The organism is Flavobacterium terrigena (assembly GCF_900108955.1).
In the GTDB taxonomy this organism is placed as follows: domain Bacteria; phylum Bacteroidota; class Bacteroidia; order Flavobacteriales; family Flavobacteriaceae; genus Flavobacterium; species Flavobacterium terrigena.
In genome coordinates, this window is record NZ_FNYA01000006.1 from 101,441 (window position 1) to 117,678 (window position 16,238).

Here is a 16,238-nt window from a genome sequence, read left to right on the forward strand (position 1 = left end):
ATATGGAGATTTTAGCCTGCCCAAAATGTCAAAATAATCAGATTGTTAAGAGTGGAATTGTCAAAAATAGACAAAGATATTTATGTAAATCATGTAATTATTTCTTTAGTGTCAATAAATTAGGTAAGAAAATTGATGATTATTACGTTACAAAAGCACTACAATTATATTTAGAAGGATTAAGTTTTAGAGAGATAGAGCGTATTATTGGAGTTTCACATGTTTCAATTAGTAATTGGGTAAAAGAATTTAAAATTAAAAAACCTGAAAATTCCAATTATCATCCTACATATAAAATTTTTAACCATTTAGAACTAGTAGAATTTCTTAAAAATAAAGATGTTTTATCTGGAGCTGGTATGATTATTACCGAACTTGGAGATAAGTTTATGTTAATAAAATGGGAACGTTTTAAAGATTAACTATACTCGTTTACACATATATATATCAAAATTTTTTTCATATGATATTTTTTAGAATTTGGCATCACTAAACCAATACTAAACAAAATCTTATTATGAAAAGAATTCTAACCTTATGTTGTTTTGCCGCTTCCTATTATGGCTTCTCACAAACAACGCCAGTGCCAGAAGTGACTCCAACAACTCCAACTCCAGCAGTTACTTCTACAACTACTGCTGTAGTTGAAAAAGAATGGGACATAAGCTGGTACGGCTTTATTCGAACAGATTATATTTGGGATACTAGAAAATCTGCCCAAGTACGAGAATACAATTTAAATTTATATCCTTTAGACGAAGTTTTAGATATTAATGGAGCAGATTTAAATGACGCTGGAGCTTCCAATTTTCTTTCTGTAGTTTCCCGTATTGGAACTAAAGTGAAAGGCCCAAATGTTTGGGGAGCAAAAATTTCAGGTACTTTAGAAGGTGATTTCTTTGGAAATACAGAAAGTACAATTGGGTTATTTCGTTTAAGACACGCACATATTAATATGGATTGGTCAAAAACATCTTTATTGATGGGACAAACTTGGTATCCGACTTTTATTCCAGAAGTATTTCCCGGTGTAGCAAATTTCAACACAGGAATATTATTTAATCCTTTTGGATGGGCAACGCAAATTAGATTGAAACAAAATTTCACAAAAGAATTCTCAGTAGCAATCACAGCTTATAAAGAAAGAGAATTTACTACACAAACTGCTACAGGTGGAACACAAAACTCAGCAGCTATTAATTCAGCACTTCCAACATTGCATGGGCAATTACAATTTAAAAGCAAAAATTGGATTGCAGGTTTAGGTGCAGAATATAAATCATTGCAACCTTTAACAGAATATAATGTAACGCCAACTACTAAAGCAGTTAGTAAAGAAACGGTAAATAGTGCATCATTTGTTGGATATTTAAAATATTCAAATGAAAAATTCTCAATAAAAGCATATGGTATTACAGGTGAAAACATGTCTAATTTAGTAATGTTAGGAGGTTTTACTGGTTATTCTACGGCTGGTCAAGCTGAACAATATGAAGGGAATAAAACAACTGCTTACTGGATTGATATTGCAAGTAACAGTAAAAAAGTAGCTCCAGGATTATTCTTCGGAATGACAACTAATGATGGAACTTCAAGAACTTTAGCTGCTGGAGAAACTGCAAAGTACTATGTAAGAGGTGTTTCAGGAACCCGAATAGTAGATCAAGTAATGAGAGTTGCTGGTAGAATAGATTTCAAACAAAACAAATTCAGAGTGACTCCTGAAATTGAATATACAGGAGCAACTTGGGGCGATTTAAACGCAAATGGTGATGGAACTGCAAGTTTAAATAAAAAAGATGTTTCGAATATGAGATTTATGATATCTTGTGCCTATTCTTTCTAAAAAAATAAACCAATATAAAAACTTATAAATATGAGCGATAAAAAAACAACAGGAATTTGGAAAGTTATTTCTGCTTCCTCAATGGGAACAATGATTGAATGGTACGATTTCTATATTTTTGGAAGTTTAGCTGTTGTAATTTCAACAAAATTTTTCCCCTCAGATAACCCAACAGCAGCCTTCTTGTCAACATTAGCTACATTTGCTGCTGGTTTCGTAGTTCGTCCTTTTGGTGCTTTATTCTTCGGACGTTTAGGAGATATTATCGGACGTAAATACACGTTTATGGTTACCTTACTTTTAATGGGTGGAGCTACTTTTCTTATAGGTTGTATTCCAAGTTATGAAACGATTGGTTTTATGGCACCTTTATTAGTTCTTGTTCTTCGTTTATTACAAGGTTTAGCCCTAGGTGGTGAATATGGAGGAGCTGCAACTTATGTAGCAGAACATGCACCTGCTGGTCAAAAAGGATACTGGACTTCATGGATTCAAACTACGGCTACCGTTGGTTTATTTATTTCATTAATGGTAATTTTAATTACGAAAAGTACTTTGTCAAAAGAAGCTTTTGACGAGTGGGGTTGGAGAGTTCCATTTTGGGTTTCAATTTTAATGGTTTTAGTTTCATATATGATTCGTAAAAACATGCATGAATCGCCAGTTTTCGCAAAAGCAAAAGAAGAAGGAAAAACAAGTACAAATCCGTTAAAAGAAAGTTTCGGAAACAAATACAATTTAAAATTCGTATTGTTAGCTTTATTTGGAGCTACAATGGGACAAGGTGTGGTTTGGTATACAGGTCAGTTTTATGCCATGAACTTCCTAAAAACAGTAATGAGTGTAGATTCTTCCCAAGTTGATATGCTTTTAGGAATTGCCTTAATCTTAGGAACACCTTTCTTTATTTTCTTCGGTTGGTTAAGTGATAAAGTAGGTAGAAAATATATTATGATGGGCGGAATGTTAATTGCAATCTTACTTTATAGACCAATCTATAAACAAATGTATACAACTACCGATTTAACTCTAAAAACAGAAATTGTAGAGAATACAAAAGTTGTTCCATCTATAAAAGAAATAGATATAACAAAAACAGATTCCATTTATACCACTACAAAAACTTATACAGACGGAACTGCAGTTGAAGAAATTAAAACCAAACACTTCGATGCAGGAAAAATAATGCTTGACGATAAAGGAAAAGATAAAATTGAAACTAAAATTACTAAATCGATAAACAGTAGCGATAAATGGATGCTTGTTTTCTTAGTATTTATTCAGGTTATTTTTGTAACGATGGTTTATGGCCCAATCGCAGCTTTCTTAGTAGAAATGTTCCCTGTGAAAATTCGTTATACTTCAATGTCGTTACCTTATCATGTTGGAAATGGTATTTTCGGTGGACTTTTACCAGCTATTTCTACATATTTCGTAACTTCGGCTAAAGATGCCGGAAATCCAGAATTCTATTTAGAAGGACTTTGGTATCCAATTGGAATTGCAGCTGTTTGTTTTGTAATTGGAATGATTTACATTGATAAAAAAATTAATACTCTTCACGACTAAAAACATAAAATTATGAACGCAATAAAAAAATATTTAGGTATCGTTTGGATGGCTCTTGCCGCTGCCGTAGCCTATTATAGTTATGAAATTTTCGGTGGAAAATTTGCTACAGGAAAACAAGAAGATTTAGTTTTTGCAATAATTATTTTCTTTGTTTTATTACCTTTAATCGTTTCTGGATTAGCTATTTTCGGATGGTATTCTTTTAAAAACGAATATGAAGATTAATTTGATTTAATTTATTTTTTATTACTGAAAGCTCTTATTCATTTAAGGGCTTTTATGTGTTTAAATGAAAAGCATTTAAAAACTTTATGTAAATTAGTAAAAAAATGCACAAACCTATAAACAAAAGCTTCGCATCTTAGTGACTTCGCGGCAATAAATATGAAAAAAAGACACCAACAGAAATTAGTTATCGTATCAATTGTATTACTCATTTGTTTGAATATGCCAATTGTGTTATTATTCGATTCTTCCAAAAGTGTTTTTGGATTTCCAAGTAGTTATATTTTTATTTTCTCAACTTGGTTACTTTCCATTTTTATTTCACTTTACATTATGATTCGTTACAATGAATAGTGTTGTTCTTCTTATAATCTTGTCCATTTATTTGGCAATTTTATTTTACATAGCACATTGGGCAGAAAAAAACAACAATAGCAAATGGACAAATAATCCCTATGTTTACACATTGTCTTTAGCAGTTTATTGTACCGCTTGGACATATTACGGAAGTATTGGTGTAGCTGCTGATAGTGGTTTGAGTTTTCTACCAATTTATTTAGGACCAATAATTATTGCACCTTCTTGGATTTTAATTCTAAAGAAAATTATCAGAATTTCTCGTGTGAATAAAATTTCAAGCATAGCCGATTTCATTTCTCTACGATACGGAAATAGTAGGTTTTTAGGGGCAATTGTAACCGTAATTTGCCTAACTGGAATTATTCCTTACATTTCTTTACAACTTAAAGCTATTGCGGAAACTTTCCATATTGTTACTAAAACACCAATAAATTCATTAATTTTTGATGACACCACAACTTATGTAGCAGTTGCATTAGCTTTATTTGCATCATATTATGGAACTCGTTATGTTGATGCTTCAGAAAAAAGAAAAGGAATTGTCACTGCTGTTGCTATGGAAAGTGTTTTAAAACTGGTTTTCTTCGTGACTATTGGAGTTTATGTTACATTTTTTGTGTTTGATGGTTTTGATGATATCTACCAAAAAGCAAGTTTATTAGAAAATTTTAAAGAGAAAAATACCATTGGAGGTTTGCCACAAGCAATAAATTGGTTTTTACTTTGTGTACTTTCTATGTTCGCTATCTTTTTATTACCCAGACAATTTCAAGTTTCTGTAATAGAAAATAATCGCGAAAAGCATATAAATACTGCAGTTTGGCTATTTCCATTATATCTATTATTGTTCAATATTTTCGTTTATCCAATTGCTTGGGGCGGAAATATTTTGTTCGATGGTCAAGATGTAAATTCTGATATGTATTCTTTATTAATTCCACAATTTCTAAACAATAAAACATTAACGGTCTTGGTTTTTCTTGGAGGATTTTCCGCTGCTATTTCAATGATTATAGTTTCTTCAATTGGACTTTCTACTATGATAACTAACAATATCTTAATTCCATATAACTTACTTGGAAAATTAAAAAGCGCAGAAACAATAAGCAGTAAAACAATCTTAAACAGTAGAAAATTAGGTATTTTTTCACTTATTATTCTTTCCTATTTTATTTATAGATATTATGGTTTAGATTATAATTTAGTATCTATCGGAATGGTCGCTTTTGTAATTATTTCACAATTAGCTCCAGCTTTTTTTGGTGCTTTATTTTGGAGGAGAGGTTCGCGTTTAGGAGCCATTTATAGTATTCTAATCGGATTTGTTATTTGTTTTTTTACGCTCATAATTCCTTATAGTATTGGAATTACTAACAGTCAAAGCACTTTCATTTCTAATGGTTTTTTAAATATCGAATTATTAAAACCCTTTCAATTATTCGGATTAGATTATTTAGATCCGATTCCACATGCATTATTTTGGAGTTTATTGTTCAATTCGGTGACGTATTTCGCTGTTTCTGTTAGTTTTAAAGGAAATTACCGCGAAAGAAATTACGCAGAAATGTTTGTGGATATCAACAAATACATTACAAATCACGAAAATGCTTTCATTTGGAAAGGAACGGCTTATAGAAATGATATTGAGAAAGTTTTGATTCGTTTTTTAGGAGAAGAAAGAACCAAACGTGCAATGAATATTTTCAATGTGAAATACAATGTAGATAAAGATATAGAACTGGCTGATGCTCGTTTAATTAAGTTTTCTGAAAATTTATTAACCGGACATATTGGAACTGCTTCAGCTAGAATTCTAATTTCAAGTGTGGTTAAAGAAGAAAAAATTTCGTTGCCTGAAGTGTTAAAAATCTTAGAAGAATCGAAAGAAAATATCATCATCAATAAAAAACTTACTGAAACTTCAAATGAATTAAAAGTAATTACAGCTAAACTGCAAGACGCCAATCAATCATTAACAATTAAAGATCAACAAAAAGATGAGTTTTTAGATACTGTTACACATGAACTTCGTACACCAATTACAGCAATTCGTGCAGCTAGCGAGATTTTACATGATGATGATGAAATTCCAGATGAACTTAAAAAACAATTTTTACAAAATATCATTTCGGAATCTGATAGATTAAATAGGTTAATTGATAAAATTCTCGATTTAGAAAAATTCGAAACTGGTAAGCAAACGATTTATCCATCACAAAACAATTTGGTTCAAACTATTGAAAAATCAATTGAACCATTACAACAATTAATTAAAAACAAACACATTATAGTTCATGTGGAAAGTAAATCAAAGGTAAATGCTTTTTACGATGAAGATAGAATTGTGCAAGTCGTAACTAATTTATTATCAAATGCTATCAAGTTTTGTCCAGAAATTGACGGATTAATTACGATTCAAATCAAGGAAAAGAACAATTTTATTCATACTTTCGTGCAAGACAATGGAAAAGGAATTAATCCAGATGATTTTGATGTTATTTTTGATAAATTTTATCAATCTACCAATCAAAATATTAAAAAACCTGTTGGTAGCGGATTAGGTTTAGCCATTTGTAAACAAATTTTGGAATATCACAAAGGTAAAATTTGGGCAGAACAAACTGTAAAAGGTGCTTGTATTGTTTTTACTTTGCCAAAAAAAATGGTTACAGAAAACTTATAATTATGAAAAAAATTTTAATTGTTGATGATGAGCCAAACATTGTAATGTCTTTAGAATATACTTTCAAAAAAAATAATTTTGAAGTTTTTATTGCGCGAGATGGTTTAGAAGCTTTGGATATTTTGAAAACAAATTTTCCAGATGTGATTATTTTGGATGTTATGATGCCAATGGTTGATGGCTACGCCACGTTAGAACAAATTCGTAAAGACAAAAACTTAGAACACACTAAAGTGATTTTTCTTTCCGCAAAGAATAAAACTAGCGATATAGAAAAAGGAATGGCTTTAGGTGCGGATGCCTATTTAACGAAACCCTTTTCCATTAAAAAAGTGGTGGAAACCGTTTTAGAATTGCTTTAAATTAATTTATATTTTAAAAAGGCTAAAGGATTTTCTTTAGCCTTTTTTATGTTCTTAATAGTAGTTTTATATATACCTTTTTAGCAAATTTATTTTCTTAGGCTTGATTATATTCGTTACATTTACTTTATAAGTATGAAAATAAATCAATAGAAATAATGAATTATAAAGAATTATATAATGAAAGTATTCAATCTCCTGAAAAGTTTTGGGCAGATCAAGCCAATCAAATAGAATGGCATAAAAAACCTTCAAAAATCTTATCAACTGACGAAAATAATTATCCGCTTTGGTTTGCTGATGGTGAACTGAACGCTTGTTATTTAGCTTTAGACAAACATATTCAAGATGGATTTGGAGAGAATGTCGCGATTATCTATGATTCTCCAGTTACACAAACTGTTAAAAAGTATACATACAACGAAGTCAAAACTGAAGTTGCCAAACTTGCAGGCGGAATGCTGTCTTTAGGTTTAAAAAAAGGAAATATGGCTGTAATTTATATGCCAATGATTCCTCAAGCAGCTTTTGCAATGTTGGCTTGTGCCAGAATAGGAGTAACGCATTCAGTTGTTTTTGGTGGTTTTGCGCCTCACGAATTAGCCATAAGAATTGACGATTGTAAACCAAAAGTTATTCTTACTGCTTCTTCTGGAATTGAAATCGATAGGTTAATTGCCTACAAACCTTTAGTTGATGAAGCAATCGAATTAGCAATACATAAACCTAAAAAAGTCATCGTTTTAAACAGAAAATTGGGAGCCCGAATTCCTTTTAAAAAATACGATGTTGATTATGATGCTTTAGTTTATGGTTCAGAAGAAGCATCTTGTGTTTCCGTTAATGCCACGCATCCATTATATGTTTTATATACTTCAGGAACGACTGGAAAACCAAAAGGAATCGTCAGAGATACAGGTGGTTATGCTACCGCACTTAAATTTTCAATGCAATACATTTATGGACTGAAACCTGATGAAGTTTTTTGGGCGGCATCCGATGTCGGTTGGGTGGTTGGACATAGTTTTATCGTTTACGGCCCACTAATCAACAGAAATACAACTTTAATTTTTGAAGGAAAACCTATCCGAACTCCAGATGCTAGTACATTTTGGAGAGTGATAGCAGAACATAACGTAAATGTAATGTTTACAGCGCCAACTGCTATTCGTGCCATCAAAAAAGAAGATCCAAATGGCGAGTTCATCAAACAATATGATTTATCAAGTTTAAGAACTCAATTATTAGCTGGCGAACGTTGTGATGTGGCAACATTAGAATGGTATCAACAACATATTCCAGTTCCCGCAATCGATCATTGGTGGCAAACAGAATCAGGATGGCCAATGATTGCAAATATGATGGGAGTAGAGTTTTTACCTATAAAACCAGGTTCCGCAGGAAAAGCTGTGACAGGTTATAATATTCAGATTTTTAATGAAAATGGTGAAGAATTAGGTCCAAATGATGAAGGTTATGTTGTAATTAAATTGCCATTGCCTCCAGGAACTATGTTGGATTTATGGAAAGATAACGAGCGTTTTAAAGCAGGATATTTGAATAAATTCCCAGGCTATTATTTCTCTGGAGATGGCGGATTTAAAGATGAAGAAGATTATATTTTTATAACGGGTAGAGTAGATGATGTTATCAATGTTGCAGGGCACAGATTATCAACTGCAGAAATGGAAGAAATTGTATCTTCTCATCATTCTGTAGCAGAATGTGCTGTAATTGGAATTAATGATGAATTGAAAGGACAAATTCCTTTGGCTTTAGTAGTTACCAAATCTGGAGAAAATTTGGAACATTTTCAATTGCAACATGAAGTAGTGCAATTAGTTCGCGAGCAAATTGGAGCCGTTGCTTCTTTACGCGATGTGATTATTGTGCAAAGATTACCAAAAACACGATCTGGTAAAATTTTAAGAAAATTATTGCGTAGTATTGCAGATGGTGAAAATTACCAAATTCCTTCTACAATTGATGATGAAGCCATAATTGATGAATTAAATCACGATTTTACCATTGCAAAAATAGGCTCGTTCAAATAAATTTCAACTATACCTATTTAGCAAAAAAAATCTTCAGCGAATAAATAGAATACTTATATTTACATTATTAAACAGAAACATCAGGATAATGAGTTATTATAAAATAAAAGATTTAGAAAATTACTTCAAAATGTATAAAAAATCAGTTCGCGAACCAAAAAAGTTTTGGGATCGCATTGCTGATGAAAACTTTACTTGGTACCAAAAATGGGATAAAGTTTTTGATGTGGATATGCAAGAAGCTAATTTTAAGTGGTTTTTAAATGCTAAAGTTAACATCACTAAAAACTGTATTGACAGACATTTAGCAAAACGCGGTGATAAAACTGCCATTATTTTTGAACCCAATGATCCAAAAGAAGAAGCGTTACATATTTCGTATAACGAATTGTACGAAAGAGTTGCTAAAATGGCGAATGTTTTGCGTGAACAAGGCATCAAAAAAGGAGACAGAGTTTGTATTTACTTACCAATGATTCCAGAATTGGCCGTGTCAGTTTTAGCTTGTGCCAGAATTGGAGCGATACATTCTGTAGTTTTTGCAGGTTTTTCAGCATCAGCAGTTTCAGCAAGAATAAACGATTCGGAATGTAAAATGGTAATTACATCTGATGGTGGATTTAGAGGAAATAAATCAGTAGATTTAAAAGGAATTATAGATGAAGCTTTAGAAAAATGCCCTTGTGTAGAGACCGTTTTAGTGGCAAAAAGAACAAATACAGAAGTTACCATGAAAGAAGGTCGTGATATTTGGTTACAACCTCTTTTAGATGAAGCAATTGGAAATAACGTTGCAGAAATAATGGATGCAGAAGATCCTTTATTTATTTTATATACTTCTGGTTCAACTGGTAAACCAAAGGGAATGTTACACACAACAGCTGGTTACATGGTTTATACCGCTTATACATTCAAAAACGTTTTCGATTACGAAGAAAATGACGTGTTTTGGTGTACAGCTGATATTGGCTGGATTACCGGACATTCTTATATTTTATACGGACCACTTTTAAACGGAGCTACAACGGTAATTTTTGAAGGTGTTCCTTCTTATCCAGATTTTAGTCGTTTTTGGGAAGTTATTGAAAAACATAAAGTAACTCAATTTTATACGGCACCAACAGCTATTCGAGCATTAGCCAAAGAAAATATTGATTATGTTCAACGTTTTCCATTAAGTTCTTTAAAAGTAATCGGATCTGTTGGAGAACCAATTAATGAGGAAGCTTGGCATTGGTATAACGATCACGTAGGAGGAAAGCGTTGTCCGCTAGTAGATACTTGGTGGCAAACAGAGACTGGTGGAATTATGATTTCGCCAATTCCTTTCGTAACACCAACAAAACCAACTTATGCTTCGTTACCATTACCAGGAATTCAACCGGTTTTAATGGACGAATTACGTAACGAAATTGAAGGCAATCAAGTTACGGGAAGTTTATGTATTAAATTCCCTTGGCCGTCAATGGCAAGAACCATTTGGGGCGATCACCAAAGATATAAAGACACGTATTTTACTGCTTTTCCAGGGAAATATTTTACTGGTGACGGCGCTTTACGCGATGAAGTTGGGTATTACCGAATTACAGGTCGTGTTGATGATGTAATTATTGTTTCAGGACATAATTTAGGAACTGCACCAATTGAAGATTCAATTAACGAACATCCTGCAGTTGCGGAAAGTGCCATTGTTGGTTTTCCTCATGATGTGAAAGGAAATGCATTATATGGTTTCGTAATTTTGAAAGAAACAGGTGAAAGTAGAGATAAAGAAAATTTATCTATAGAAATCAATCAATTGATATCTAATCAAGTTGGTCCAATTGCTAAATTAGATAAGATTCAATTCGTGTCTGGTTTACCAAAAACTCGTTCTGGAAAGATAATGCGACGTATTTTAAGAAAAATTGCAGAAGGCGATGTAGACAATTTTGGAGATATTTCTACGTTATTAAATCCGGAAATTGTAGAAGAAATTAAGAAAGGGAAATTGTAATACAACATTTTCTAATCATTATATTTTAGAGGCACAGTTTTTGTGCCTCTTTTTTTATAAAAACATTTCAATGAAAATTTACGTTATCACTATCATTTTGCTTTTAGTTTCTTGTTCAAAAGAAAAATCAATTGATTATGAATTTGAAAAAAGAATTGTAGGAATTCAACCCTACGAGAAGTTTTCGCAAGATGATGCTAAATTAATTTCGTTTGTGATTGATAGTTTTTACAGGCTAGAAACAAAGGTTTTACCAAATATACCTTTACCAAAAAGAGCATTTACAAAAATTAAATCGCCACGATATCGAGCAGATAGTATTATTAAAATTCAAAACCAAAATATTCCAAAAGACGTATATTATGTTTTAGGATTAACAAACGAAGATATTTCGGTAACAAAAAATGATAAGAATGGTAAAGTTTTAGAACCAAAATGGAAATATTGTGATTTTGGAATTATGGGATTAGCCTATAGACATGGAAAAAGCGCGATTGTTTCTAAATTCAGAGTTAAAAGTAATAACCATAAAACTGAAATGACTCGCTTAAGAAAAGTCGCTATTCACGAGTTTGGCCATAACTTAGGTTTGCCACATTGTCCTGATAAAAAATGTGTTATGACAAGTGCTGCAGAGAAATTAACAACAATTGATAATGAAAAATTAGCATTATGTGATAAATGCAAGAAAATAATTGACTATAAATATTAAAATTGTAAGGATTTTACATTTTAGTAACGCTTAAATAATTATTTTTGTAAATACCTAAGCATTAAACAAACTACTTAATATGAATTTTACATCCGTAAAACAGACTCTTTCCGAATTACAACATTTATTAAATCAGATCTCTGAAGATGATTATTCAAAACCTATTGAGTATTTAAGTAATGCGTCAATTGGTGAGCATACACGTCATATTATTGAGTTGTTTCAATGTGCTATCAATTCTTATGAAGTAGGTGAATTAAACTACGATAATAGAGGAAGAAATCTTTTAATTCAAACAAGTCCTTCTTTTGCCATTGAAAAAATCGATGAAATATGTAATGCAATCGAAAAAGAAAACAAAGATTTAATTTTAGAAAGTGTCTTTTTTGAAGAAGTTTCTCATATGAAAACCAATTATTTTAGAGAAATTATCTATAATTTAGAACATTGTATTCATCACCAAGCCCTAATAAAAGTGGCTGTTTTTCAATTTGAATACCTAACAGTTAATGCGAATTTTGGGGTAGCTCCTTCAACAATAGTTTACAGAAATAAATGTGCACAGTAAGTTTTGTTTATGCCAATGATTCATTTTTATTGACATCAAATAGAGATGAAAAAATAACGCGACCATTAGCTATTGAACCAAAAGTTTATCAGTTAGAAAATAAAAAAATAATCTATCCAAAAGACGCTAAAGCTGGCGGAACTTGGTTTGTTATAGACGAATTTGGTAATGCAATAATTCTACTTAACGGCGGAAAAACCAAACACATTCCAAAAGAGAAATACAGAATGAGTCGTGGTATAGTTGTTTTAGATTTAATCGCTTCCAATTCGATTATTTCTAATTGGAAAACTATTGATTTAACTGATATTGAGCCTTTTACTCTAGTAGTTTTAGATAACAAGCAACCTTTTCAATTACAATGGAGTGGTGAAGAAAAATCCACAGATGAATTAGAGATAAATCAAACTTATATTTGGTCATCTTCAACATTATATGCGCCTGAAATTCAACAACAACGTGCCGATTGGTTTGCTCAATATATGAATGAAAATAAGGAAATTTCTGCTGAAAAGATGAAGTTTTTTCACAAAAATACCGAACCCAAAGATTCCAAAAATGGTTTGATTATCAACCGTGATAATTTGCTAAAAACTTTAAGTGTTACACAAGCAATTATTTCAGGAAATTCTGTATTTGTGAATCATTCCGATTTGATTCAGGATAAAGAATATGCTATTACTTTTTAATTTTAAAATTTGAAACTTTTCATACATAAAGTCCTAAACTGGGAATATTGGCCATTTGGAGTTGTTTATTTTCCGATATTTTTTCTTTGGGTTTATTATTCGATAAAAGCAAAAACGATATTTTTCTTCAATGCAGCCAATCCAAAAATTAAAAATGGCGGATTTATGAATGAAAGTAAAATTGAAATTTATGATTTAATTCCGCAACAATATTATCCAAAAACGTCAATAATAAGAGAAAGAACACCAATTGAAGCCGTTTTAAAAGAATTTAATGAGTCGAACTTTAATTTTCCACTGATTTTAAAACCAGATACGGGTTTGAGAGGAAATGGTGTAAAAAAAGTAGTTAATTTAGAAGAGCTAAAAGAATATCACGCTAAAGCCGATTTTGATTTTTTAATACAAGATGTGATTCCGTTTGAAAATGAAGTTGGGATTTTTTATGTGAAATTACCGAATGAAGCAAAAGGGAAAATTACTGGAATTGTTTCTAAAGAGTATCTAATTGTTGAAGGTGATGGAGTCAGTACAATTGAGCAATTAATCAAACAAACTCCGAGATTTGAATTTCAGCTAAAAGCTTTACAGAAAGAATATAAAAACAAATTACTTAAAGTATTGCTTAAAGGTGAAAAAATGAATTTAGTACCATATGGAAATCATGCTCGTGGCGCGAAATTCATAGATTCTAGTCATTTAATTTCTGAAAAATTGACCAATGTAATTGAAAATATAAGTGCAAATATTTCTGAATTCTATTTCGGACGATTTGATATTATGTACAACACTTTTGATGAATTAGAAAACGGTGAAAATTTCTCTATCGTTGAATTAAATGGAAGTGGGAGTGAACCTACACATATTTATGATCCAAAACATTCTATCTTTTTCGCTTGGAAAGAATTAGCACGACATATTGGTTATATTTACAAAATTGGAAAACATAATAACGATAATGGTTTTAAATTCTTAGGTTATAAAGAAGGAATGAAAGAATACCACGAACATATCGAATGTTTGAGTAAAATTATAAAGGTTTAATTTTGAAAATTTTAAAAAACATATTAGTTGGTTTCGCCGTAAGTTTTATTGGCTCTATTCCTTTGGGATATCTTAATTTATTTGGCTATCAGATTTATTCTGCATCCGATTTTAATCAACTAAATTTATATTTATTAGGCGTTTTGTTTGTAGAAGCGATTGTGATTTATTCGACTTTAAAATTGTCTTCAAAAGTCGCTATGAATCCAAAATGGAAAAATTATATTTCTATTTTTTCGTTCATTTTTTTACTAGGAATTGCCATTTTAACTTATAATTCCGCTTCAAATGAGAGTAATTCTTTAGAAAAATACAATTCTTATTTAAGTTATTCTGCGATAATTTCAGGTGTGATTTTAAGTTGTCTTAATTTTGCTCAAATTCCGTTTTGGATGAGTTGGAATTTGTATTTAACCAATGAAAAATACATCTTTATTGAAAATAAAAAAGAGCTTTTCTATGTTTTAGGAACTGTAATGGGAACTTATTTCGGAATGTTAGCCATAATTTTTTCAATACAAGCCGCAAAAAATAAAGATTATATCTCACCAACCTTTTTCTCTAAATATATTTGGGTTATTTTTTTGGCTTTAGCTATTTTTCAATTGTTTCAAATTGTTAGAGATAAAATAAAAACAAAATAACATTTATTTCAGAAATGTTTTACGTAACCCATAACCGTAAATGCTTAACTTTAAGTAATATAAGTTTTGTAGTGAAATTGCCTATATAAATCTGTTTTTAGAAATAATACGTATATTAAAGAGTAGTTCTTAATTAAAAGAATATAAATTAAATTTTACGTTTATGAAAAAGATTCTAGCTCTTCAGATACTATTGTTTGTAATTATTTCTTGCGAAAAAGAAGGAGAATTTGCACAGACTAATAATCAAACAATTAATTTAAACTCGGCTGTTTTATTAAAAACGGGCCAGTTTACTACAACTTCAGGAATTTCTGGTTCTGGGAATGTGAATATTTATTCGGTAAATAATCAACGTAAATTGATTTTAGAAAATTATACTATTGAAAATGGCCCCGATTTAAAAGTATATCTTTCCACAACTGACGCGCCAAATACATTTGTGAATTTAGGAAATTTAGATGTAGAAACTGTTTATACAATTCCTAATTCAGTTGATTTGAATGTATATAAATATGTCTTAATTCATTGTCAGCAATTCAATCACTTGTATGCAATTGCTCTTTTAAATTAATTTGTATGAAAAAAATAGTATACATTTTAATCATGTTAATTGGTTGTAATAGTTTTAGTCAAGGTTGTAGTGATGCAGGAATTTGTTCCATCGGAAACGGTTTTTCTTCTGCTATTGATTCTTCAAAAAATCAAATTGAAGTTGGGAATATTTTTGGAAAAGGATTAGAAGATGTTACCTATATTTCGCCATATATTTCATATACAAGAGTATTTAACACACATTTTTCATTAACTACAAAAATAACTTACTCGCAAGCTTCTGGGAGTTTTGGAACTCGAGGAAATATTGGTGATGCTTTTCTTGTTGGAAATTATAAATTTTTAGAGAAAAACAACAAACAATGGAGTTCTCTTTTAGGAATTAAAATTCCGTTTACTGGAAGCAATGACAAAATAAATAATTTCTCTATTCCGATGGATTATCAATCGAGTTTAGGAACATATGATTTATTTTTAGGAGCAGATTTTAAATATAAAAAATGGAATTTTAATTCCACTATTCAAATTCCAGTAATTAATTCTAATGCGAATTCTTATTTTGATGAATATTCCGCTTCAAATGATTTCCCAACGACAAATTTATTTGAAAGAAAATCTGATGTTTTGTTTAGAAGTATGTATACTTTCAAATCGAAAAACGAAAAATTTACGTATAAGCCGAATTTTCTTTTCATTTATCATTTAGGAAATGATTCTTACGAAGATATTTTTGGAAACCGTCAAAAAATTAAAGATTCAGAAGGATTAACCATTAATGCGAATTTGATTTCGAATTATAAGATTAATGAGACGAATAAAATTGAACTATCAATAGCTTTCCCTGTCGTTTATAGAGAAATTAGACCTGATGGATTAACCAGATCAGTCACTTTAGGAATTAATTATAAATATTCATTTTAAAAAACAA

Annotated in this window: 16 protein-coding genes; all 16 read left to right on the forward strand. The window is 30.7% G+C overall.

The annotated features are described in order from the left end of the window. Positions 1 to 2: 2 nt before the first annotated feature. Positions 3 to 422, forward strand: a complete 420-nt coding sequence (locus BMX42_RS10770) for a transposase-like zinc-binding domain-containing protein (RefSeq protein WP_091313709.1) — start codon at positions 3 to 5, stop codon at positions 420 to 422. A gap of 95 nt (positions 423 to 517) precedes the next feature. Further along, positions 518 to 1,846, forward strand: coding sequence for a hypothetical protein (locus BMX42_RS10775; protein WP_091313710.1), 1,329 nt, complete (start codon positions 518 to 520; stop codon positions 1,844 to 1,846). 30 nt (positions 1,847 to 1,876) lie between these two features. Beyond that, positions 1,877 to 3,415, forward strand: coding sequence for an MFS transporter (locus tag BMX42_RS10780; RefSeq protein ID WP_091313713.1), 1,539 nt, complete (start codon positions 1,877 to 1,879; stop codon positions 3,413 to 3,415). Between the two features lie 12 nt (positions 3,416 to 3,427). Beyond that, on the forward strand, positions 3,428 to 3,643 hold the full coding sequence (locus tag BMX42_RS10785) for a DUF6814 family protein (RefSeq protein WP_091313717.1): 216 nt from the start codon (positions 3,428 to 3,430) through the stop codon (positions 3,641 to 3,643). A gap of 159 nt (positions 3,644 to 3,802) precedes the next feature. Next, complete coding sequence (locus BMX42_RS10790) at positions 3,803 to 3,997, forward strand: hypothetical protein (protein ID WP_091313720.1); 195 nt, start codon at positions 3,803 to 3,805, stop codon at positions 3,995 to 3,997. After that, positions 3,990 to 6,686, forward strand: coding sequence for an ATP-binding protein (locus BMX42_RS10795; protein ID WP_091313722.1), 2,697 nt, complete (start codon positions 3,990 to 3,992; stop codon positions 6,684 to 6,686). Before BMX42_RS10790 ends, BMX42_RS10795 begins: the two co-directional genes overlap by 8 nt. 2 nt (positions 6,687 to 6,688) lie before the next feature. After that, on the forward strand, positions 6,689 to 7,048 hold the full coding sequence (locus BMX42_RS10800) for a response regulator transcription factor (RefSeq protein ID WP_091313725.1): 360 nt from the start codon (positions 6,689 to 6,691) through the stop codon (positions 7,046 to 7,048). Positions 7,049 to 7,197: 149 nt separating this feature from the next. Then, the gene (locus BMX42_RS10805) at positions 7,198 to 9,102 is read left to right on the forward strand and encodes a propionyl-CoA synthetase (RefSeq protein WP_262487631.1); all 1,905 of its coding nucleotides are present in this window, start codon (positions 7,198 to 7,200) and stop codon (positions 9,100 to 9,102) included. An 88-nt stretch (positions 9,103 to 9,190) separates the two neighbouring features. After that, positions 9,191 to 11,098: an acetate--CoA ligase gene (gene acs / locus BMX42_RS10810; protein ID WP_091313733.1), complete on the forward strand. Its 1,908-nt coding sequence runs from the start codon at positions 9,191 to 9,193 to the stop codon at positions 11,096 to 11,098. A 70-nt stretch (positions 11,099 to 11,168) separates the two neighbouring features. Beyond that, positions 11,169 to 11,810 carry a matrixin family metalloprotease gene (locus BMX42_RS10815; protein WP_091313737.1) on the forward strand — a complete coding sequence of 214 codons (642 nt, stop codon included), beginning with the start codon at positions 11,169 to 11,171 and terminating at the stop codon, positions 11,808 to 11,810. A gap of 79 nt (positions 11,811 to 11,889) precedes the next feature. Continuing rightward, on the forward strand, positions 11,890 to 12,378 hold the full coding sequence (locus BMX42_RS10820; RefSeq protein ID WP_091313741.1) for a hypothetical protein: 489 nt from the start codon (positions 11,890 to 11,892) through the stop codon (positions 12,376 to 12,378). Continuing rightward, a complete protein-coding gene (locus BMX42_RS10825) occupies positions 12,366 to 13,067 on the forward strand; it encodes an NRDE family protein (protein WP_091313744.1) in 702 nt (233 codons plus the stop codon). Before BMX42_RS10820 ends, BMX42_RS10825 begins: the two co-directional genes overlap by 13 nt. Before the next feature lie 9 nt (positions 13,068 to 13,076). After that, positions 13,077 to 14,111: an ATP-grasp domain-containing protein gene (locus BMX42_RS10830; protein WP_091313748.1), complete on the forward strand. Its 1,035-nt coding sequence runs from the start codon at positions 13,077 to 13,079 to the stop codon at positions 14,109 to 14,111. Between the two features lie 2 nt (positions 14,112 to 14,113). After that, positions 14,114 to 14,755 carry a hypothetical protein gene (locus BMX42_RS10835; protein ID WP_091313751.1) on the forward strand — a complete coding sequence of 214 codons (642 nt, stop codon included), beginning with the start codon at positions 14,114 to 14,116 and terminating at the stop codon, positions 14,753 to 14,755. A 163-nt stretch (positions 14,756 to 14,918) separates the two neighbouring features. Beyond that, positions 14,919 to 15,329, forward strand: coding sequence for a DM13 domain-containing protein (locus BMX42_RS10840; RefSeq protein ID WP_091313754.1), 411 nt, complete (start codon positions 14,919 to 14,921; stop codon positions 15,327 to 15,329). A gap of 5 nt (positions 15,330 to 15,334) precedes the next feature. Next, on the forward strand, positions 15,335 to 16,231 hold the full coding sequence (locus tag BMX42_RS10845) for a hypothetical protein (RefSeq protein WP_091313758.1): 897 nt from the start codon (positions 15,335 to 15,337) through the stop codon (positions 16,229 to 16,231). Positions 16,232 to 16,238 lie beyond the last annotated feature (7 nt).

Excerpts from the sequence above, each read along its gene's own strand:
- BMX42_RS10775 (WP_091313710.1), top strand. The coding sequence starts at position 518 with ATGAAAAGAATTCTAACCTTATGTTGTTTTGCCGCTTCCTATTATGGC.
- BMX42_RS10795 (WP_091313722.1), top strand. The coding sequence starts at position 3,990 with ATGAATAGTGTTGTTCTTCTTATAATCTTGTCCATTTATTTGGCAATT.
- BMX42_RS10825 (WP_091313744.1), top strand. The coding sequence starts at position 12,366 with ATGTGCACAGTAAGTTTTGTTTATGCCAATGATTCATTTTTATTGACA.
- acs (WP_091313733.1), top strand. The coding sequence starts at position 9,191 with ATGAGTTATTATAAAATAAAAGATTTAGAAAATTACTTCAAAATGTAT.
- BMX42_RS10845 (WP_091313758.1), top strand. The coding sequence starts at position 15,335 with ATGAAAAAAATAGTATACATTTTAATCATGTTAATTGGTTGTAATAGT.
- BMX42_RS10815 (WP_091313737.1), top strand. The coding sequence starts at position 11,169 with ATGAAAATTTACGTTATCACTATCATTTTGCTTTTAGTTTCTTGTTCA.
- BMX42_RS10820 (WP_091313741.1), top strand. The coding sequence starts at position 11,890 with ATGAATTTTACATCCGTAAAACAGACTCTTTCCGAATTACAACATTTA.
- BMX42_RS10770 (WP_091313709.1), top strand. The coding sequence starts at position 3 with ATGGAGATTTTAGCCTGCCCAAAATGTCAAAATAATCAGATTGTTAAG.
- BMX42_RS10785 (WP_091313717.1), top strand. The coding sequence starts at position 3,428 with ATGAACGCAATAAAAAAATATTTAGGTATCGTTTGGATGGCTCTTGCC.
- BMX42_RS10840 (WP_091313754.1), top strand. The coding sequence starts at position 14,919 with ATGAAAAAGATTCTAGCTCTTCAGATACTATTGTTTGTAATTATTTCT.
- BMX42_RS10780 (WP_091313713.1), top strand. The coding sequence starts at position 1,877 with ATGAGCGATAAAAAAACAACAGGAATTTGGAAAGTTATTTCTGCTTCC.
- BMX42_RS10790 (WP_091313720.1), top strand. The coding sequence starts at position 3,803 with ATGAAAAAAAGACACCAACAGAAATTAGTTATCGTATCAATTGTATTA.
- BMX42_RS10800 (WP_091313725.1), top strand. The coding sequence starts at position 6,689 with ATGAAAAAAATTTTAATTGTTGATGATGAGCCAAACATTGTAATGTCT.